21 protein-coding genes are annotated in these 19128 nt (G+C 71.9%); 12 read left to right on the top strand and 9 right to left on the bottom strand.

Features of this window, described 5'->3' with window-relative positions; all coding sequences use genetic code 11:
• Positions 1-50 precede the first annotated feature (50 nt).
• Positions 51-884: a DUF4097 family beta strand repeat-containing protein gene (locus EIO00_RS02630; protein ID WP_140175269.1), complete on the top strand. Its 834-nt coding sequence runs from the start codon at positions 51-53 to the stop codon at positions 882-884.
• On the top strand, positions 881-1606 hold the full coding sequence (locus tag EIO00_RS02625) for a PadR family transcriptional regulator (protein ID WP_140175268.1): 726 nt from the start codon (positions 881-883) through the stop codon (positions 1604-1606). The genes EIO00_RS02630 and EIO00_RS02625 overlap by 4 nt, the downstream gene beginning before the upstream one ends.
• 36 nt (positions 1607-1642) lie before the next feature.
• Here EIO00_RS02625 and EIO00_RS02620 read toward each other — a convergent pair whose 3' ends face one another.
• From EIO00_RS02620 to EIO00_RS02605, 4 genes are all read right to left on the bottom strand, one after another.
• Positions 1643-2611 (bottom strand): zinc-binding dehydrogenase, encoded by a 969-nt coding sequence (locus EIO00_RS02620; protein WP_140175267.1) that lies wholly within the window; start codon positions 2609-2611, stop codon positions 1643-1645.
• A gap of 68 nt (positions 2612-2679) precedes the next feature.
• On the bottom strand, positions 2680-3462 hold the full coding sequence (locus EIO00_RS02615; protein WP_277752845.1) for an amino acid ABC transporter ATP-binding protein: 783 nt from the start codon (positions 3460-3462) through the stop codon (positions 2680-2682).
• Entirely contained in the window at positions 3459-4373 is a 915-nt protein-coding gene (locus EIO00_RS02610; protein WP_140175266.1) for an amino acid ABC transporter permease, read from the bottom strand. Before EIO00_RS02610 ends, EIO00_RS02615 begins: the two co-directional genes overlap by 4 nt.
• A gap of 4 nt (positions 4374-4377) precedes the next feature.
• The gene (locus tag EIO00_RS02605) at positions 4378-5280 is read right to left on the bottom strand and encodes an ABC transporter substrate-binding protein (RefSeq protein WP_140175265.1); all 903 of its coding nucleotides are present in this window, start codon (positions 5278-5280) and stop codon (positions 4378-4380) included.
• 413 nt (positions 5281-5693) lie between these two features.
• Between EIO00_RS02605 and EIO00_RS02600 the strand changes: the two genes are divergently transcribed.
• A complete protein-coding gene (locus EIO00_RS02600; protein ID WP_140175264.1) occupies positions 5694-6878 on the top strand; it encodes an NAD(P)-dependent malic enzyme in 1185 nt (394 codons plus the stop codon).
• A gap of 149 nt (positions 6879-7027) precedes the next feature.
• Here EIO00_RS02600 and sodX read toward each other — a convergent pair whose 3' ends face one another.
• Positions 7028-7381, bottom strand: a complete 354-nt coding sequence (gene sodX / locus EIO00_RS02595) for a nickel-type superoxide dismutase maturation protease (protein ID WP_140175263.1) — start codon at positions 7379-7381, stop codon at positions 7028-7030.
• 142 nt (positions 7382-7523) lie between these two features.
• Between sodX and sodN the strand changes: the two genes are divergently transcribed.
• From sodN to EIO00_RS02575, 4 genes are all read left to right on the top strand, one after another.
• Positions 7524-7928 (top strand): superoxide dismutase, Ni, encoded by a 405-nt coding sequence (gene sodN / locus EIO00_RS02590; RefSeq protein ID WP_140175262.1) that lies wholly within the window; start codon positions 7524-7526, stop codon positions 7926-7928.
• A gap of 188 nt (positions 7929-8116) precedes the next feature.
• Entirely contained in the window at positions 8117-8587 is a 471-nt protein-coding gene (locus EIO00_RS02585) for a GNAT family N-acetyltransferase (RefSeq protein ID WP_140175261.1), read from the top strand.
• 275 nt (positions 8588-8862) lie between these two features.
• Positions 8863-9303 (top strand): ATP-binding protein, encoded by a 441-nt coding sequence (locus EIO00_RS02580; RefSeq protein WP_140175260.1) that lies wholly within the window; start codon positions 8863-8865, stop codon positions 9301-9303.
• Positions 9304-9361: 58 nt separating this feature from the next.
• A complete protein-coding gene (locus EIO00_RS02575; RefSeq protein ID WP_422100021.1) occupies positions 9362-10189 on the top strand; it encodes an RNA polymerase sigma factor SigF in 828 nt (275 codons plus the stop codon).
• Between the two features lie 45 nt (positions 10190-10234).
• Here the strand turns inward: EIO00_RS02575 and EIO00_RS02570 are convergent, their stop codons facing one another.
• A complete protein-coding gene (locus EIO00_RS02570; RefSeq protein WP_140175259.1) occupies positions 10235-10681 on the bottom strand; it encodes a hypothetical protein in 447 nt (148 codons plus the stop codon).
• Between the two features lie 87 nt (positions 10682-10768).
• Between EIO00_RS02570 and EIO00_RS02565 the strand changes: the two genes are divergently transcribed.
• Both EIO00_RS02565 and EIO00_RS02560 read left to right on the top strand, forming a co-directional pair.
• On the top strand, positions 10769-11695 hold the full coding sequence (locus EIO00_RS02565) for a diacylglycerol/lipid kinase family protein (RefSeq protein ID WP_140175258.1): 927 nt from the start codon (positions 10769-10771) through the stop codon (positions 11693-11695).
• A 292-nt stretch (positions 11696-11987) separates the two neighbouring features.
• Positions 11988-12260, top strand: coding sequence for a WhiB family transcriptional regulator (locus tag EIO00_RS02560; RefSeq protein WP_140175257.1), 273 nt, complete (start codon positions 11988-11990; stop codon positions 12258-12260).
• Positions 12261-12603: 343 nt separating this feature from the next.
• On the opposite strand, the gene EIO00_RS02555 is transcribed toward EIO00_RS02560, so the two are convergent.
• A complete protein-coding gene (locus tag EIO00_RS02555) occupies positions 12604-14109 on the bottom strand; it encodes a sensor histidine kinase (RefSeq protein ID WP_140175256.1) in 1506 nt (501 codons plus the stop codon).
• 62 nt (positions 14110-14171) lie between these two features.
• On the opposite strand from EIO00_RS02555, the gene EIO00_RS02550 reads away from it, so the two are divergent.
• Together EIO00_RS02550 and EIO00_RS02545 are read left to right on the top strand one after the other, a co-directional pair.
• Positions 14172-15329, top strand: a complete 1158-nt coding sequence (locus EIO00_RS02550) for an 8-amino-7-oxononanoate synthase (protein WP_140175255.1) — start codon at positions 14172-14174, stop codon at positions 15327-15329.
• Positions 15330-15587: 258 nt separating this feature from the next.
• Positions 15588-16340 (top strand): GntR family transcriptional regulator, encoded by a 753-nt coding sequence (locus tag EIO00_RS02545; RefSeq protein WP_140175254.1) that lies wholly within the window; start codon positions 15588-15590, stop codon positions 16338-16340.
• Between the two features lie 123 nt (positions 16341-16463).
• Here the strand turns inward: EIO00_RS02545 and bioB are convergent, their stop codons facing one another.
• Positions 16464-17459, bottom strand: coding sequence for a biotin synthase BioB (gene bioB / locus EIO00_RS02540; protein ID WP_140175253.1), 996 nt, complete (start codon positions 17457-17459; stop codon positions 16464-16466).
• Between the two features lie 11 nt (positions 17460-17470).
• Positions 17471-18190, bottom strand: a complete 720-nt coding sequence (gene bioD / locus EIO00_RS02535; RefSeq protein ID WP_175596100.1) for a dethiobiotin synthase — start codon at positions 18188-18190, stop codon at positions 17471-17473.
• Between the two features lie 157 nt (positions 18191-18347).
• Here bioD and EIO00_RS02530 point away from each other — a divergent pair, with 157 nt between their 5' ends.
• Positions 18348-19103 carry a hypothetical protein gene (locus EIO00_RS02530; RefSeq protein ID WP_140175252.1) on the top strand — a complete coding sequence of 252 codons (756 nt, stop codon included), beginning with the start codon at positions 18348-18350 and terminating at the stop codon, positions 19101-19103.
• Positions 19104-19128 lie beyond the last annotated feature (25 nt).

Below are 19128 nucleotides of genomic sequence, written 5' to 3'. Positions count from 1 at the left end.
ACGCGACATATCGTGACTGTGAGAGGCGCGCTTTCCGGAAGGCGGTGGTCATGTCGCACTGGACGATCGAGGAGTCCGCGACCCTGGAGCTGGACGGCGTGGTGGCGCTGAAGGCCACCCTGGTCGGCGGCGCGATCAACGTGCTGGCCGCCGCGGACCGGCCGACGGTCGTGGTGGAGGGCGTCGCCGGGCCGCCGCTGCAGGTCGACCATGAGGCCGGCATGCTGACCATCGGCCACACGCGCATGCTGGAGGGCGTGTTGGGCTGGCTGCGCAACCAGCAGGCCCGCGCCACCGTCACGGTGACCGTGCCGCCGGACTGCCCGGTGGAGCTCAACACGATCTCCGCGGACGCGGTGGTGACCGGGCTGTCGGTCCGCACCTCGGTGCGCAGCGCCGCCGGCGACGTGGTGCTGGACGGCGTCGGCGGGCGGGTCGACGCCGGCACCGTCTCCGGGCGGATCGAGGCGCAGGGGCTGAACGGCACGGTCTCGTTCACCTCGGTGGCCGGGGAGCTGACGCTGGCCGGCGGGTCGATCCACCGGCTCAGCGCCCGCACCGTCAGCGGTCGGATCACCGCCGACGTGGCGCTGGTGAAGGAGCGCACGCTGACGGCCAACACGGTCTCCGGCGAAGTGGCGCTCCGGCTGCCGGAGACCACCTCCGCCGAGGTGCACCTCAGCTCGGCGACCGGCCGGATCGACACCGCCTTCCCCCGGCTGCGGCAGCACGACCGGACGATGGCCCGGACCGTGACCGGCACGCTGGGAACCGGGGAGGGCAGCCTGACCGTCAACACCGTGTCCGGCGGCATCACCCTGCTCAGCAGACCCGTCTCCGACGAGGAGCGGGGCCTGACCGACGTTCCCGGGGAGGACGAGTGAGTCCCGTGTTCGGCCATGGCCGCCTCCGGCTGTACCTGCTCAAGCTGCTGGAGGAGAGCCCGCGGCACGGCTATGAGGTGATCCGGCTGCTGCAGGACCGCTTCCTGGGCGTCTATTCGCCCTCCCCCGGGACCATCTACCCGCGGCTGGCGCGACTGGAGGCCGACGGGCTGGTCACCCACGAGGTGGTCAAGGGCAAGAAGGTCTACTCCCTCACCGACAAGGGCCGGGCCGAGCTGGAACGCCGGATGGACGAGCTGGCCGAGCTGGAGGAGGAGATCTCCGCCTCGGCCCAGCAGTTCGCCCGTCAGGTGCAGCAGGACGTCCGCGAGACCGTCCGCTCGCTGCGGGAGGAGCTGACCAAGGCGGCCCGGGAGATGCGCCGCCGGGACCGCGTCGCCTCCAAGGAGGCCTGGCGGGAGACCAAGGAGCGGCAGAAGGAGGAGTGGCGGCGGCACAAGGAGCACTGGCGCGAACAGCGCGCCGCCTGGGCGCGGGAATGGCGGCAGAACTGGGAGGAGGCCTGGCGCACCGCCACCGGAACCGCCGAGGAGGTCGCCCACCTCAAGCTGGAACGCGCCCTGCGCGCCTTCGTCGAGGACGTCCGGGAGAGCGTCGGGCGCACCGGGCTGACCGAGGAGGGCCTGGCGGAGATCCAGGCCGCGCTGGAGGAGACCGCCGCCCGGATCCGCACCGAGATCCTGGAGCGCTGCGAGGAGTGAACCCCGGCCGGGTCCACTCCTCGGCCGCACGGACGGTCAGACGGTCAGCACGATCTTGCCGAACAGATCGCCCCGCGCCATCGCCTCCAGCCCCTGACGGGCCTCGGCCAGCGGCAGCACCCGGTCGATCGGCGGACGGACGCCGGTGACCGCCAGGAAACGCGCCAGCCGCACCAGCTGGTCACGGGTGCCCATGGTGGAGCCGACCACCGACAGCTGGGTGAAGAACACCCGGTTCAGCTCCGCCCCCGGCTGCTGCCCGGTGGTGGCGCCGCAGGTCACGATGCGTCCGCCGGGACGCAGCGACTTCACCGAATGCGCCCAGGTGGCCTGGCCGACCGTCTCCATCACCCCGTCGACCCGCTCGGGCAGCCGGGCGCCGCTCTCGAACACCGCGTCGGCCCCCAGCTCCAGCGCCCGCTTGCGCTTGGCCTCGCTGCGGCTGGTCGCCCAGATCCGGTAGCCGGCCGCCGCCCCCAGCGCGATCAGCGCGGTCGCCACCCCGCCGCCGGCGCCCTGCACCAGGATCGTCGAGCCGGGCTCCAGCCCGGACTTCTCGAACAGCATCCGGTAGGCCGTCAGCCAGGCGGTCGGCAGGCAGGCCGCCTCCTCGAACGACAGCTCCTTCGGCTTGGGCACCAGATTGCGCCGCGGCACCGCGACCTTCTCGGCGAACGTCCCCGGGTACCGCTCCGACAGCAGCGACCGCCTCGGGTCCAGGGTCTCATCGCCCCCGCCCCGGTCCGGGTCGCCGATCACCGCGTGCACGATGACCTCGTTGCCGTCCTCGTCCACCCCGGCCGCGTCGCAGCCGAGGATCATCGGGAGCTGCTCCTCGCGCAGCCCCACGCCGCGCAGCGACCACAGGTCGTGGTGGTTGAGCGAGGCCGCCCGCACCGTGACGGTCGTCCATCCCTCCGGCACCTCGGGCTCGGGCCGCTCGCCCGCCTCCAGCCCGTTCAGGGGATCATCGGCGTCGAATCGCACAGCGCTCACAGCGAACATGCGCCCACCTTAGACGCCGACGGCCCGCGCTCCCGGGGCGGGGGCGGGCCGTCGGTCGACCGTGGTCCTCACAAGACCTTGGACAGGAAGTCCTGGGTGCGCGGATGCCGCGGGTTGGCCAGCACCTCGCGCGGCGCCCCCGACTCCACGACCACGCCGCCGTCCATGAAGACCAGCGAGTCGCCGACCTCGCGGGCGAAGCCCATCTCGTGGGTGACCACGATCATGGTCATGCCGTCCTCGGCGAGCTGCTTCATCACGTCCAGCACCTCCCCCACCAGCTCGGGGTCCAGCGCGGAGGTGGGCTCGTCGAACAGCATCAGCTTGGGCTGCATGGCCAGCGCCCGCGCGATCGCCACCCGCTGCTGCTGCCCGCCGGACAGCTGGGCGGGATAGCTGTCGACCTTGTCGCCCAGGCCGACCCGGTCCAGCAGCGCCAGAGCGCGTTCGCGCACCCGGTCCTTGGGCTCCTTCTTGACCAGGACCGGCGCCTCCATGACGTTCTCCAGCGCCGTCATGTGCGGGAACAGGTTGAACCGCTGGAACACCATGCCGATCTCGCGGCGCTGCTCGGCCACCTCGCGGTCGCGCAGCTCATAGAGCTTGCCGCCCTTCTCCCGGTAGCCGACCAGATGGCCGTCCACCCACAGCCGGCCGGAGTCGATCTTCTCCAGGTGGTTGATGCAGCGCAGGAAGGTGGACTTGCCCGAGCCGGACGGCCCGATCACGCACATCACCTCGCCGGGCTGCACCTCCAGGTCGATGCCCTTGAGCACCTCGACATGGCCGAAGCTCTTGTGCACCTGCTCGGCCTTGACCATCGGGCGCCGGGCGGCCTTCTCCGTCGTCATCGGCGTCCTCCTCCGCGCAGCGCCCGCAGCCGCACCCGGTTCCCGCCGCCGTTGCCCCCGACGCCGCGGCTGAAGTACCGCTCCAGGTAGTACTGGCCGATCATCAGCAGCGAGGACAGGAACAGGTACCACAGGCACGCCATGATCAGCATCGGGATGATCTGATACGTGTTGGCGTAGATGGTCTGCGCGGTGAAGGTCAGTTCCGCGTACGGCACCGCCGCCACCAGCGAGGTGTTCTTCAGCATCGAGATGGTCTCGTTGCCGGTCGGCGGCACGATCACCCGCATCGCCTGCGGCAGCACGATGCGCCGCATGGTCTGCATCCGCGACATGCCCAGCGCGGCGGCGGCCTCCTGCTGCCCGGGGTCCACCGACAGGATGCCGGCCCGGACGATCTCGGCCATGTAGGCGGCCTCATTGAGCAGCAGGCCCAGGGCGGCGGCCAGCGCCACGTTGATCAGCTTCTGGGTCTCCCAGGTGTGGAACTCCGGGCCGAACGGGATGCCGATGCCGATGGTGGGGATCAGCGCCCCGATGGCGCCCCAGATCAGCAGCTGGGTGTACAGCGGAGTGCCGCGGAAGAACCACAGGTACAAAAAGGCCGCCCCCCGCATCAGGGGGTTGGGCGACATCCGCATCAGCGCCAGCACGATGCCCAGCGCGACGCCGCCCACCATCGCCACGACGGTCAGCCAGATGGTGTTGCGGACCGCTCGCAGAACCGCGTCGGAGAAGATGTACTTCCACTGCTCGCTCCAGTTGAACGCGGGGTTGAAGAGCAAGAAGTGGACGAACATCGCCCCCAGGACGAGCACCACGGCGGCCCCGGCCCACCGTCCGGGGTGCCGGACCGGGACGGCCCGGATGGGCTCGGGCCGTCCCTTCTGCACGTCTTGGTCCACGGTCATCGGGTCACTTCTGCGCGCCGTTGATCACCGGTTCGGTGATCGCTCCGGACTCCACGCCGGCCTTGGTGAGGATCTGCTTGTAGGTGCCGTCGGCGATCAGCGCCTTGAGGGCCGCCTGCAGCGCCTCCTTGAAGGTCCCGGAGTTCTTGCTGACGGCGTAGCCGTAGGGAGCGGTGTCGTACACCTCGCCGATGATCTCCAGCTTGCCGGTCTGCTTCGCCGCGCCGCCCACGATCGGCGAGTCGGCCGCCATGGCGTCGATCTTCCCGGCCACCAGGTCGTTGTTGACCTCGGTCTGCTGCTTGCGGACCACCAGCTTGATGGCGGGCTTGCCGGCGTCGGTGCAGGCCTTGCTGCGGGCGTTGAGATCATCGACCTGCACGGTCCCCTGCTGCACGCCGACGCTCAGGCCGCAGGCGTTGTCGGGGTCGACGTTCTTGGGGTTGCCCTTGGGAGCCGCCCAGGCGGTGCCCGCGGAGTAGTAGGTGACGAAGTCGACGACCTTCTCGCGCTCGGGGTTGTCGGTCAGCGAGGAGACGCCCACCTCGTACTTGCCGGACTGCACGCCCGGGATGATGGTGTCGAAACCGGCGTTCTCGAACTGGGCCTTCAGCCCCAGCTTGGCGGCCACCGCGGTGAACAGCTCCACGTCCCAGCCGACGATCTTCTGGGTCGCCGGGTCCACGGTCTCGTTGGGCGGGTACGACGCGTCGACGCCCACCTTGATCACACCGTCGCTCTTGATCTGGTCGGGGACCATCGCGGCCAGGGAGGGGTCGGCGGACGTCTGGGAGGTCGCTCCGGCGTCCTCGGGGTCGTCCCCTCCACAGGCCGACAGGGCGAGGGCGCCCGACAGCATGACAGCTGCCGCCGCAACGGCACGGCGGCGCAGAGAACCGGTGGTCACAGGTCCCCCTTCAACTCGTTCACGGCACCTTCGCCGATCGGAAGGTTTGCAGGACATCTTCACTCAGAGCGGACGCCTGCTGGATTAAGGGCACGACACGATCGCACAACAGGTCACCCAGGTGAGCCCTCATCCACGCATTGTTTAGGACCGTTCCAAGCACTCCGCAGGGTATGCCAGGGGCAGGGTGAGCGGCCAAGGAATCGGGCACTCTCCGTAACCTCACAGAAAGCGCCGCGGGACGTGGCGGAGGACACCCTCCCTTCCGCCGGCCGCTCCTGCGGTGTGTGGCACAATCAGACAACGGGTGACCCCCGTACGTCGAGAGATGACCACCCAGGAGACGCGGCCACCTAGACCGCCCCGGCAGCGGTGGCATCTGCCCGAAACCGTTTGTCAAGACAGGGGTCGCTGTGGCTACCGAGCCTGAATCCATCACCGACTATTCCGACGATCCGGCGTTCGCTCTGCATCGCGGGGGCAAGCTCGAGGTCCGGTCCACCGTTCCGGTGCGCGACGCCGACGATCTCTCCCTGGCGTACACGCCCGGCGTGGCGCGGGTGTGCACCGCCATCGCCGACCGTCCGGAGCTGGCCCACGACTACACCTGGACCTCCAAGGTGGTCGCCGTCGTCACCGACGGGACCGCGGTGCTCGGTCTGGGCGACATCGGGCCGGCCGCGGCCATGCCGGTCATGGAGGGCAAGGCGCTGCTGTTCAAGCAGTTCGCCGACGTGGACTCCGTGCCGATCGCGCTGAACACCACCGACACCGACGAGATCGTCGAGACCGTGATCCGGCTCGCACCGAGCTTCGGCGGCATCAACCTGGAGGACATCAGCGCGCCGCGGTGCTTCGAGATCGAGGACCGGCTGCGCGAGGCGCTGGACATCCCGGTGTTCCACGACGACCAGCACGGCACCGCCATCGTGGCGCTGGCCGCGCTGCAGGGGGCCGCCCGGCTGATCGGCAAGCCGCTGTCGGAGCTGCGCGCGGTGGTGGCCGGGGCCGGCGCGTCCGGCGTCGCGGTCACCCGGATCCTGCTCAACGCCGGGATCGGCGACATCGCCGTCTCCGACAGCAAGGGACTGATCTACGAGGGCCGGGACGGACTCAATCCGGTCAAGCAGGCGCTGGCCCGCGACACCAACAAGCTCGGACTCAAGGGCTCCACCGAGGACGCCCTCCGCGGCGCCGACGTCTTCATCGGGCTGTCCGGCAGCACCGTCGGCGAAGAGAGCATCGCCGCCATGTCCGACGATGCGATCGTGTTCGCGTTGTCCAACCCCACCCCGGAGATCCACCCCGACGTGGCGCGCCGGCACGCCAAGGTGGTCGCCACCGGGCGCAGCGACTTCCCCAACCAGATCAACAACGTGCTCGCCTTCCCCGGCATCTTCCGGGGCGCGTTGGACGTGCGGGCGCACTCCATCACCGAGGGCATGAAGCTGGCCGCCGCGCAGGCGCTGGCCGACGTGGTGGGCGACGATCTGCGCCCGGACTATGTGATCCCCAGCCCGTTCGACGAGCGGGTGGCTCCCGCGGTCATCGCCGCGGTGGCCGAGCAGGCCCGCAAGGAGGGCGTCAACCGGATCTGAGCCGGCTCATGAAGCGGTTCTGATCCCTCCCGGACGACCACGGGCCCGCGACCGGGCCCCGTCCGGGACGAGGGGCGCACGACGCCCGGAACGATGGATCTCGCGGCGGACCGGTCCCGCCCCCCGGGGCGCGGCCGGTCCGGGCTCCCTCAGCGGCGGCCCGGGCCCCGGTCCGGTGAGAACGCCGCCGGCGACAGCGCGATCCGCGAGGGCGGCCAGTACCGGGCCACCACCCGGCCCAGCACCAGCGCGTCCGGCACCGCGCCGAAGTCCCAGCTGTCCTGCCGGCCCGGGGCGCGCTGGTTGTCGCTCTCCAGCCACCAGCCGTCGCCGTCGCGGCGCACCGCCCGCTTGACGATCAGCGGCTCTCCGTCCCGGGGGTGCCGGGCGACCACCACGTCGCCGGGCCGCACCGCCCGGCCGCCGCACCGCACCAGCAGGAAGTCCCCCGGCCGCAGCGCCGGCAGCATCGACTCCCCGGTCACCGCCACCGCCCGCAGCACGGAATATCTCGTCCTTCCCCGGATACAAACGCCCGGCGGAGGGCCCGTTCCGTCACGGTCACCGCCCTGGGCGCACACGACGCGCGGTACCAGAGTAATGTCGGTGACCTGAGCATGATCCGCTAGAGGAAGGGACGAACAGGTGCTGGCGAAGCTACTGCGTCCGAAGACCACGGTCTCCGCGCACTGCGACCTGCCGTGCGGCGTCTACGACCCGGCCCAGGCGCGCATCGAGGCCGAGTCGGTCAAGGCCATCATCGAGAAGTACAACGCCAACGAGGACCCCGCGTTCCGCACCCGGGCGCTCATCATCAAGGAGCAGCGCGCTCAGCTGGTCAAGGAGCACCTGTGGGTGCTGTGGACCGACTACTTCAAGGCGCCGCACTTCGAGAAGTACCCGCAGCTGCACCAGCTGTTCAACGAGGCCACCAAGCTGGCCGGCGCCGCCGGGGCCAAGGGCACCACGGACCCGAAGATCGCCGACGAGCTGCTGGCCAAGATCGCCGAGATCGACAAGATCTTCTGGGAGACCAAGCAGGCCTCCTGAACGCGCCTCATCGTCACGCCGTGGCGTGACGATGAGCTGATCCGCATGGACGCCGGATCGTCGCGGGGGCGAGACCGTTCGGTTCCACGCGGTCTCGCCCCCTTTTCCTTGCGCGCCGGGGCCGACGGGCCCGCGCCGGGCCGACGCGGGCGGCCCGGGGAGCGTGAACGGGCCGGTAGCCTCGGGGCGTGATCCGACCCGCTGTCATCGACGACGTGCCCACGATCGCGGCGCTGATCCGCGAACTGGCGGACTACGAGAAGGCCCTGCACGAGGTCCGCGCCACCGAGGAGGATCTGCGCCGGGCCCTGTTCGGTCCCGAGCCGAAGGTGTTCGCCCACGTGGCCGAGCACGACGAAGAGGTCGTCGGGTTCGCGCTGTGGTTCGTCACCTTCTCCACCTGGACCGGACGGCACGGGATCTATCTGGAGGACCTGTACGTCCGTCCGCACGCGCGCGGGCGGGGGCACGGCAAGGCGCTGCTGACCGAGTTGGCGCGGATCGCCGTGGAGCGCGGTTACACCCGCGTCGAGTGGTCCGTCCTGGATTGGAACGAGCCGGCCATCGGCTTCTACAAGGCGCTGGGCGCCGTCCCGCAGGACGAGTGGACGGTCTACCGGCTCACCGGCGAGGCGCTGGCCGAGCTGGGCCGCCGCTGAACGCGCCGGCGACCTCCGTCGCCGCATACCACCTCGGGCGCTCAGTGAGCAATCGACTACACTGGGTCCGCATGCTTCGGGAGGGGGTCGAGCCGTGTCCGGGGCGGCTGGCGCGGACACGGCCGATGTGACGCATCCCGCCGCCCGCGGAGGTTCCCCATGCGCAACGGCGTGTCATGACCGGGGCATGGCGGAAACCGGTGCGCGCCGAAGCATCACCGCGCCCGTGACAGGCGGTAGTTTCGAAGGAGGCGCGCCCCAGTCGAGGGAGAAATGTGACCGAGGAAACCACTGCCATGCCAGCCGAGAAGTCGGCCGACGCCCGCCCGGTCGTCCGGGACGTGGTCACGGTGAAGCTGCCCGCCGACAGCGCCTACCTGTCGGTGCTGCGCACGGCCACCGCCGGGCTGGCCGCCCGGCTCGACTTCACACTGGACGAGATCGAAGACCTGCGGATCGCGGTGGACGAGGCCTGCGCGATGCTGCTTCCGCAGGCCGTCCCCGGCACCGATCTGGAATGCCGGTTCGAGCTGACCGGGGAGGCGATGCGGATCGCGGTGGCGGTGCTGACCGTGGACGGGGTGGTGCCCAGCCGCGACACGTTCGCCTGGACGGTGCTGTCCGCGCTGGCTGGCGACGTGGATTCCGCGGTGGGCGCCGACGACCGGGTGACCGTGATGCTGCAGAAGCGTCGCGGGGCGACGGGGGCGAAGTGACCAGGGCGATGCGGCGGACGAGGCGACCGGCAGGACTGCCGCCGGGCGAGGTGGCGCCATGACCGAGAAGACGACGCTGCCGGAGAGCAGTGTGCCCAGCCAGGCCGACGAGCGGCCGGACGCCGGCGTGCCGGACCGCGCCCGCGCCCGGGCGCTGTTCGAGCGGCTGCACCAGCTGCCGGAGGGCGACCCGGAGCGTCAACGGGTCCGGGACGAGCTGGTGGAGCTGCATCTGCCGCTGGTGGAGTACCTGGCCCGCCGGTTCCGCAACCGGGGCGAGTGGCTGGACGACCTGATCCAGGTGGCGACCATCGGGTTGATCAAGTCGATCGACCGCTTCGATCTGGACCGCGGGGTGGAGTTCTCCACCTATGCCACGCCCACCATCGTGGGCGAGATCAAGCGGCACTTCCGCGACAAGGGCTGGGCGGTCCGGGTGCCTCGCCGGCTGCAGGAGCTGAAGCTGTCGCTGACCAAGGCGATCAGCGACCTGGCGCAGCGCGAGGGTCGCGCCCCCACGGTCAGCGAGCTGGCCGAGCACCTGCAGATGAGCGAGGAGGAGGTGCTGGAGGGCCTGGAGTCCGCCAACGCCTACTCGACCGTCTCGCTGGACGCCCCCGACTCCGGGGACGAGGACGCGCCCGCCGTGGCCGACTCGCTCGGCATGGTGGACGACTCCCTGGAGGGCGTGGAGTACCGCGAGTCGCTCAAGCCGCTGCTGGAGAAGCTGCCCGCCCGCGAGAAGCGGATCCTGCTGCTGCGGTTCTTCGGCAACATGACGCAGTCGCAGATCGCCGCGGAGCTGGGCATCTCCCAGATGCACGTCTCCCGGCTGCTGGCCCGCACGCTGGCGCAGCTGCGCGAGGGTCTGACCGCCGACGAGTGACGGCGCTCAGCCGGCGGCCGCTCCCGGACCGGACCCGGCCGGGCCCTAGGACCGGGTCTGCGGGCCGTCCCGGCCGGCGGCCCCGGTCCCGGCCTCCGGCTCGTCGTCGTGCTCGGACGCCAGGATGAAGCGGGTGGTGGGGCCGCTGAGGACCAGCACCAGCGCCAGCACCGCCGCCGTCAGCAGCGGTACGCCGTAGACGAGCTGGTCGCTCTGCAGCAGCGACCAGCCCACCGGCAGCGCGAACAGCTGGGTGAGCACCGCGGGCGCCCTGCTCCAGCGTTCGGCCTTCAGCAGCCCGCGAGCGACCGCCAGCATGCAGAAGCCGCCGAGCAGGGCCATCCCGGTCACCGCCCAGGCGGTCGCCGGGTCCAGCGGCTCGCCCACCACGGTCTCCCAGGCCACGAAGGCGCCGAAACCGAGCGCGGTGACGCCTTCGGCGGCCTCCAGCGCCGCGGCGGCGGTCACGGTCAGGGGGCGACGTTCGGACACAAGCGGTAACCCTACCGCCGTCCGGTCAACGCATTCTCCCCGGTCACCGGATCGGGCGGGGGCATCGGCACTGGGTAGCCTTGCGCCGTGCGCGCCATGCTCATCGCCAACCCCAAGGCGACGTCAACCTCCCGCCGAGTCCGCGACCTGCTCGTCCGCGCCTTCTCCGGGGATCTGGACCTGGAGTTCGCCGAGACCGCCCACCGCGGCCACGCGACGGATCTGGCCCGGGAGGCCGCCGCCGGCGGGTACGACGTGGTGATCGCCTTGGGCGGCGACGGCACCGTGAACGAGGCCGTCAACGGGCTGCTGGCGGACGGGCCCTCCCCCAAGGCGCCGGCGCTGGCGGTGCTGCCGATCGGCAGCACCAACGTGTTCGCCCGGGCGCTGGGCATGCCCGCCGAGCCGATCGGAGCCACCCGGCTGGTGCTGGAGGCGCTGCGGGCGGGCCGGCATCGCCGGGTGGGACTGGGCATGGCGGACGACCGCTATTTCACCTTCTGCGCGGGCCTGGGGTTCGACGCGGAGGTGATCCGGGTGGTGGAGCGGCGGCGCGGCGCCGGGCGCCGCCCCGACCCCACCCTGTATCTGCGGGTGGCGCTGCGGGAGTTCTTCACCCGCACCGACCGGGCGCATCCGGCGCTCACCCTGGAGCGGCCCGGGCATCCCCCGGAGAAGGGGCTGTTCCTGTCCTTCGTGGTCAACACCGCGCCGTGGACCTTCCTCGGCCGCCATCCGGTGAACCCCGCCCCCCGCGCGCATTTCTCGACCGGGCTGGACGTGTTCGCCATGCGTTCGCTGGCGGTCGGTCCGGTGCTCGCCGCCGCGGCCCAGATGCTGCTGCCGGGCGGCCGGCCGGTGCGCGGCCGGCACGTGGTGAACGTGCACGACGCGAGCCGGTTCACGCTCCGCGCCGACCGGCCGATCGCATTCCAGATGGACGGCGACTACTTGGGCGAGCGCACCGAGGTGCAGTTCCGCTCCGTGCCCAGGGCGATACGCGTCGTCGTCTGAGGGCGGGCCGAGTTCCGGGCGTTAACAGGAAAGTCACACCCTTGACCCACAGGTGTGACACACACGACAGCCCATACTTTGAGAAACGTTTCTCCAAGGTCTTGCGCGACCTGCGCCCCCCTGACACGCTCAAAGGGCGCACCCGACATCAGGCCTGCTCAAACGGCCTCATCGATGAGCCGGAGCGCCGCAAACACCTCCCCCGGGACCATCAATCGTGGCCCGGGCCGTCGCGACATGTGAATCAGTTCACAAGTGGAGTCGCCTCCACACTGACGAAGGAGTGGACCGCATGGACTGGCGCCACCTCGCCGCCTGCCGTGACGTGGACCCCGAGCTGTTCTTCCCGATCGGGAACACCGGGCCGGCGCTGCTGCAGATCGAAGAGGCCAAGCAGGTCTGCCGTCGCTGCGAGGTCACCGAGGCGTGCCTGCGCTGGGCCCTGGAGTCGGGACAGGAGGCCGGCGTATGGGGCGGAATGAGCGAGGATGAGCGCCGCGCCCTCAAGCGCCGCCGCGCCCGTGCCCTCGGCCGCGCCTCCGGAGCGCCGGCCCGCGCTTTCTGAGCGTCTTCTGAGCGTCATTGTCGCGCCCGGGCGCGGCGGCGGGAGCACCCCGTATTCGCCCGTCCACGTCGCCGAGTGACATGCGTCTCTTCCCGCTCCGCCGTTTGCGATCTTGAAGAGCGGACGGCCCCTGAAGAGCGGGCGGTCGTGAGCGCCTCCCCGAACAAAGCCGAACGGGCGCGCCCCGGCGGTCACGAGTCCCTTTCCCGCACCGGTCCCCCGGCGACAGGACGCCGAGGCCTTCCTTCCCGGGAAAGGGACTTTGCCTTTTTCTGCACTTTCTTATACATGGGGATAAATCCGCATATCCCCGGCGGGTGGGGCCGAGTCCGCGACCGAGCCGTCACCGAGGACGGGGAGGGGCGTGGGTCAGGGGGATGTCGATGGTGACCTCGGTGCCGCCCCCGGGGCGGGCGGCGAAGGCCAGGCGGCCGCCGAGCTCGCCGACGATGAGGGTGCGGACGATCTGCAGGCCCAGGCTGTCGGTGCGCTCGGCGTCGAAGCCGGGGGGCAGGCCCACGCCGCTGTCGGCGACGACGACCTGCAGATGCGGAGGGTCGCCGGGGATGCGGGCGGCGCGGACCTCCAACTCGCCGTGCCGGTCGCCCAGACCGTGCTGAAGGGCGTTCTGCAGCAGCTCGGTGAGGACCATCGCCAACGGGGTGGCGATCTGGGCGGGCAGCACCCCGAAGGTCCCGACGCGCTTGGGGACGACCCGGGTCTCCGGGGCGGAGACCTCGCCGGCCATGGTCATCACCCGATCGGTGATGTCGTCGAAGTCGATCAGCTCATCGGGGGTGTGGGAGAGGGTCTCGTGCACGATGGCGATGGAGCCGACCCGGCGGACCGCCTCGTCGAGCGCGGCGCGGCCCTCGGGCACCTGCAGCCGGCGGGCCTGCAGGCGGAGCAGGGCGGCGACGGTCTGCAGGTTGTTCTTGACCCGGTGGTGGATCTCCCGGATGGTGGCGTCCTTGGTCATCAGCTCGCGGTCCCGCCAGCGCAGCTCGGTGACGTCGCGGACCAGCACGATCGCGCCGATCCGGGAGCCGGAGACGATCAGCGGGATGGTGCGCAGCTGCACGACGGAGCCCTGGGCCTCCACCTCGACCTCCCGGGCGGCGGTCCCGCCGAGCACCCGGATCAGCGACTCCTCCACCGGCTCGCTGGTGTCCACCAGCCCTTGGGTGACCTCGCCGAGATGCTCGCCGACCAGGTCGGCGGCCAAGCCGAGACGGCGGTAGGCGGACTGGGCGTTCGGGCTGGCGTAGGTGACCCGGCCGGCCTTGTCCAGCCGCAGCAGCCCGTCCCCGACCCGGGGGGAGCGCACCAGGTTGGGTTCGGCGTCGATGATCGGGAACCGTCCCTCGGCGATCATCTGGGCCAGGTCGCTGGCGCTCTGCAGGTAGGTCAGCTCCAGCCGGCTCGGGGTGCGGGCCGAGCTGAGGTTGGTGCTGCGCTGGATGACGCCGAGGATCTTGCCCTCGCGGCGGACCGGGATGGACTCCTCCCGGACCGGGATGCCGCTCCCCCACTCCGGATCGCCCTCCCGGACGATGCGCTGCTCCCGCCAGGCCACGTCGATCAGCCCGCGGCGGCCGCTGCGCGCCACCGTGCCGACCAGGTCCTCCGGATAGGCGGTGGGGCCGGTGGTGGGACGCATCTGGGCCAGGCAGATCCAGCCGGGGACGTCCCCGCCGGGGACGGCGCCGCGTTCGGGCACCCACAGCACCAGGTCGGCGAACGACAGATCGGCCAGCAGCTGCCAGTCCGAGACCAGCGCATGCAGCCACTCCACATCGGCGGGCTGCAGATCCGTCCGGGTCCGCATGAGGTCGCTCAGCGTCGGCACCCGACCATCATCCCAGGCCACCGGGGCTGGCAGAATGCGACCTCCGGGCGAGAGGAGAACGGGTGAGCGATCCACTGGCGCGGCTGCGCCGGGCGGCCCTGCGGCGCGAGGAGGCCGGACTGCGCCGCCGGCTGCGCCCGCGCGGGCCGGACTTCGACGGTCTGATCGATCTGGCGTCCAACGACTACCTCGGGCTGTCCCGGGATCCCCGGCTGGTGGAGGGGGCGGTGCGGGCGGCCCGCGAGTGGGGCACCGGCTCGACCGGTTCCCGGCTGGTCACCGGCACCACCGAGCTGCACGAGGAGCTGGACCGCCGGCTGGCCGCGTTCACCGGCATGCCCGCCGCCCTGGTGTTCTCCTCGGGCTTCCTGGCCAACCTGGGGGCGGTGACGGCCCTGGCCGGGCCCGACACGCTGGTGGTGTCCGACCGGGTCAACCACGCCTCGATCGTGGACGCCTGCCGGCTGTCCCGGTCCAGGGTGGTGGTCTCGCCGCACCGGGACGTGGCGGCGGTGGAGGAGGCGCTGGCCTCCCGCGAGGAGGAGCACGCGCTGGTGGTCACCGACGCGGTCTTCTCCGTGGACGGCGACCTGGCCCCGCTGCGCGAGCTGCACGCGGCGGCCCGCCGGCACGGGGCGCTGCTGGTGATCGACGAGGCGCATGCGCTCGGCGTGGTCGGCGAGCACGGCCGGGGCGCGGCGCACGCCGCCGGGCTGACCGGCGAGCCCGACGTGGTGCTCACCCTCACCCTGTCCAAGTCGCTGGCCTCGCAGGGCGGCGCGGTGCTCGGCGCCCCCGAGGTGATCGAGACGCTGATCGACGTGGGCCGGTCGTTCATCTTCGACACCGGGCTGGCGCCCGCGGCGGCCGGGGCCGCGCTGGCCGCGCTCGACGTGCTGGCCGACGAGCCCGAGCTGCCCGCCCGCGCCCGCCGCCGGGCCGCCCGCATCCGCGACATGGCGGCCGGCCTCGGCCTGCAGACCTCCCCCGGCCGCCCCGACGCCGCGGTGGTGCCGGTGGTGCTGGGCGACCCGCACGCCGCGGTGCGGGCCGCCGACATCTGCTTCGAGCACGGGGCGCGGGTCGGCTGCTTCCGCCCGCCCTCGGTGCCGCCGGGCCGCGCCTGCCTGCGGCTCACCGCCCGGGCGTCCCTCACAGAGGCGGAACTCACAGTCCTGGAGAGGGCGCTCCAGAAGGTGCGGGCGGAGACGGGGCCGTAATCTTCATGCGTAACATCGGGTCCAACTGACGGTGAACCCGAGAAGACAGCGACGGAGTGTGGCCCGTGTGTGCCGCCCTGCGCGCAGAACCGTCCGTCCCCCGTGCGGGAACGGGCGGGTTCGAGCCGCAGGCGCGCGGCGCCGGTCTCCTCGAGGAGGGCGCGCGCGGCGCATCGGCGCGCACCGGGGGCGGGCGGTGAACTCGCGATGAACGAGGCCGGCGCCACCGAGCGCGCCGAAGGTGAGCGGAGGGCACGCATGGGCACAGAACGGGCCCCGTTGGGCGATCCGGGGTACCCGGGGCCCCGCATCCCCAAGTACTACAAGCTCAAAGAGCTGCTGGTCGAGCTGATCCAGTCGCTGCCGCCGGGGAGTCCGCTGCCGCCGGAGCGCACCCTGGCCGAGAAGTACGAGACCTCCCGCACCACCGTGCGGCAGGCGCTGGCCGAGCTGGTGGTGGAGGGCCGGCTGCAGCGGATCCAGGGCAAGGGCACCTTCGTGGCCAAGCCCAAGGTCGCCCAGGAGCTCCAGCTCACCAGCTACACCGAGGAGATGCGGCACCACGGGCTGCATCCGGAGACCAAGATCCTGGACATCGGCTACGTCAGCGCCGACGAGCGGCTGGCGCGGCTGCTGGGCATCCGCCCCGGCGGCCGGGTGCTGCGCATCCACCGGCTCCGGCTGGCCGACGGCGAGCCCATGTCGGTCGACACCTCGCACCTGCCCGCCCGCCGCTTCCCCGGCCTGCGCCGTGAGCTGCCCCGGCACCGTTCCCTGTACGAGACGCTGAGCACCGCCTACGACGTCCATCTGGCCGAGGCCGAGGAGGTCATCGAGACCGTCCTGGCCACCCCCCACGACGCCCAGCTCCTCGGCGTCGATGTCGGCCTGCCCATGCTGCTGCTGTCCCGGCACGCCTTCGACAGCGAGGGACGGCCCGTGGAGTGGGCCCAGTCCCTGTACCGCGGCGACCGCTACAAGTTCATCACTCGGCTGCGCCGCCGCGACTGAACGCCCGGCCGGACGACCGACACGAGAGCGACGCGAGACCGGCACAGGACCGACGCGAGACCGGCGCGGGGCCGCCGGCGCGCCGGCGGCCCCGCGTCCGTCACGACGTCGTCGCCCTCCTCGTCACAGCGTCTTGGACAGGGCCTTGATGGGCATCCGCAGCTCGCTGAGCAGCTGCAGGTCCTGCTCGGCCGGGCGGCCCAGGGTGGTGAGGTAGTTGCCGACGATGATGGCGTTGATGCCGCCCAGCATGCCCGAGCGGGTGCCCAGGTCGCCGAGGGTGAGTTCCCGCCCGCCGGCGTAGCGCAGGATGGTGCGCGGCAGCGCGAGCCGGAACGCGCCGATGGTCTTGAGCGCCTCACCGCCCTCGACCAGACCGTAGTGCTCGAACGGGGTGCCGGGGCGGGGGGCCAGGAAGTTGAGCGGGACCTCGTCGGGCTCCAGCTCGGCGAGCTGCCCGGCGAACTCGGCGCGCTGCTCGACGGTCTCGCCCATGCCGATGATCCCGCCGCAGCACAGCTCCATGCCCGCCTCCTTGACCATGAGGCAGGTCTCCCAGCGCTCCTCCCAGGTGTGGGTGGTGACCACGTTGGGGAAGTGCGAACGGGCGGTCTCCAGGTTGTGGTTGTAGCGGTGCACGCCCATCGCCACCAGCTCGTCGACCTGCTCCCGGGTGAGCATGCCGAGCGAGCAGGCGATGTTGATCTCGACGGCCTCGTTGATCGCCTTGATGCCCTCGCGGACCTGGTCCATCAGCCGCCGGTCCGGGCCGCGCACGGCCGCCACGATGCAGAACTCGGTGGCGCCGGTCTTGGCGGTCTCCTTGGCGGCCTCCACCAGCTCGGGGATGTTCAGCCACACCGAGCGCACCGGGGACTCGAACCGGCCGGACTGGGAGCAGAAGTGGCAGTCCTCCGGGCAGCCGCCGGTCTTCAGCGACACGATGCCCTCGACCTCGACCTCCGGGCCGCACCAGCGCATCCGCACCTCGTGGGCCAGGGCCAGCAGGTCCTCCAGTCGCTCGTCGGGCAGGGTCAGGCACTCGTACGCCTGCTCGGCGGTCAGCCCCTTGCCCTCCTCCAGCACCTGGCGGCGGGCCACCTCGAGGATGTCGGTCACAAACGTCTCCTTCAGTCGAGGGCGTAGGTGTTTCGGAACGTAGCGGCGTCGAAGGCGCCGCCCAGCGCCGGGGCCAGCCCCGCCCGCGCCGTCAGCAGGAACTCCGGCGGGTCCAGCGCGCCGGCGCCGGCCGGCAGCGCTCCGGCGAGAGGGCGGGCGGCGATGGTCTCCAGGTCGGTGATGTTGCTGCGCATGGCCAGGTCCGGCTCGGCCGGCCACGCCCCGATCACCACTCCGGCCAGCTGCACCCCGCGATGCGCCATGGCCTCCAGGGTCAACGCCGTGTGGTTGAGGGTCCCCAGGTCGGGCCGGGTCACCACGACGACCGCGGCGTTCAGCCAGCGGGCCAGGTCGGCGAGGGTGGTGCCCTCGGAGTCGTAGCGGACCAGCAGCCCTCCGGCGCCCTCCACCAGGACCAGCGAACGGCTCTCGGCCAGCTTGCTGATCTGCCCGGCGACGTCGGCGAGCCGCAGTGGCGGCAGGCCCGCCCGACGAGCGGCCGCGGCGGGCGACAGCGGGTCGGGAAAGCGGGCGAACTCGTGCAGGTCGTCCACCCCGGCCAGACGCGCCACCTCGGCCAGGTCGCCGGGCTCCCCCGGGGCCACGCCGGTCTGGCCGGGCTTGACCACCGCCACCGAGGATCCGCGCGCCCGGGCCAGCGTGGCCAGCGCGGCGGTGACGACGGTCTTGCCGACGCCGGTGCACGTGCCGGTCACCATGAGAACGCTCACGACCGGCAGGTTAGCGTCGCGCCGCGACCAGGGCTTTCGCCGAATCCCACAGCGTTCGGCGGGGAGATTTGTACCGTTGCGGTCTACAGACCCCGTCCCCGAGAACGGAACGCCCACACGTATGCGCGCGAGATGGAGCACAGCGGGCGGCGGTGCGGTGGCAATGCTGGCGGTCTGCACGATGGTGACGGGCTGCGCCCGGTCGCCGAACGCACCGGATCCGCTCCCCACCTCCCTGGCGCCGAACACGCTGGTGTTGCGGCGGCACCTCTCCGGGGGCGTCGGGGGGATCGGCGGGTACGGCTCGGTGCCGGACCTGTCGGTGTACGGGGACGGCCGGGCGGTCGTCGCCCGCACCGACCCGTCGTCCCGCGGGCGGCTGCCCGAGCTTCGGGAATATCGGCTCACCCCGCAGGCGCTGCGGCGGCTGATCGAGGACGCCTTCGCCGCCGGGCTCGCCAGGCCCCGCAGAGTGCGCCGCGAGGATGTGGCCGACGCGTTCACGCTGACCGTCAGGTTCGGATCGGCGGTGACCAGGATCGAGCATCCCGGTGACGACGACCCGGCCGTCCGCTTCGCCGACCGGCGGCTGGACCCCCGGCGCTGGCCCGTACAGGACCTGGCCGCGCCTGCGCGGCCCTATCGCATCGAACGGCTGGCGGCGCTGTTCATTCCGCGGAGCGGCGCCTCGGAGAGCCCCAGGGCCTGGCCGTTCGCGCCGCCGCCCGAAGGGCGGGAGCGACCGTGCGTCGTGCTCGAGGGGCCGGATGTCGAACGCGCCCTGCGGGTCGCCGAGCGCGCCGAGGGATGGACCGCGTGGTCCGTCGAGGGCCGCGTCCATGCGGTCCGCTGGCGGCCGCTGCTGCCGGGCGAGCACGGCTGCGCCGACGTCACCGAGCCGGTGCCGGGGTAGACGCCCGCGGGGAACGCCGGATCCG

The sequence above is a fragment of the Thermomonospora catenispora genome, from assembly GCF_006363815.1.
Classification (GTDB): Bacteria; Actinomycetota; Actinomycetes; order Streptosporangiales; family Streptosporangiaceae; genus Thermomonospora; species Thermomonospora catenispora.
The sequence above is the reverse complement of the archived record's forward strand: the minus strand, read 5'-3'. Positions and strand labels throughout refer to the sequence as shown.

Excerpts from the sequence above, each read along its gene's own strand:
- EIO00_RS02630 (WP_140175269.1), top strand. The coding sequence starts at position 51 with ATGTCGCACTGGACGATCGAGGAGTCCGCGACCCTGGAGCTGGACGGC.
- EIO00_RS02620 (WP_140175267.1), bottom strand. The coding sequence starts at position 2,611 with ATGTTCGCTGTGAGCGCTGTGCGATTCGACGCCGATGATCCCCTGAAC.
- EIO00_RS02615 (WP_277752845.1), bottom strand. The coding sequence starts at position 3,462 with ATGACGACGGAGAAGGCCGCCCGGCGCCCGATGGTCAAGGCCGAGCAG.
- EIO00_RS02610 (WP_140175266.1), bottom strand. The coding sequence starts at position 4,373 with ATGACCGTGGACCAAGACGTGCAGAAGGGACGGCCCGAGCCCATCCGG.
- EIO00_RS02575 (WP_422100021.1), top strand. The coding sequence starts at position 9,362 with ATGACCGAGAAGACGACGCTGCCGGAGAGCAGTGTGCCCAGCCAGGCC.
- EIO00_RS02560 (WP_140175257.1), top strand. The coding sequence starts at position 11,988 with ATGGACTGGCGCCACCTCGCCGCCTGCCGTGACGTGGACCCCGAGCTG.
- EIO00_RS02545 (WP_140175254.1), top strand. The coding sequence starts at position 15,588 with ATGGGCACAGAACGGGCCCCGTTGGGCGATCCGGGGTACCCGGGGCCC.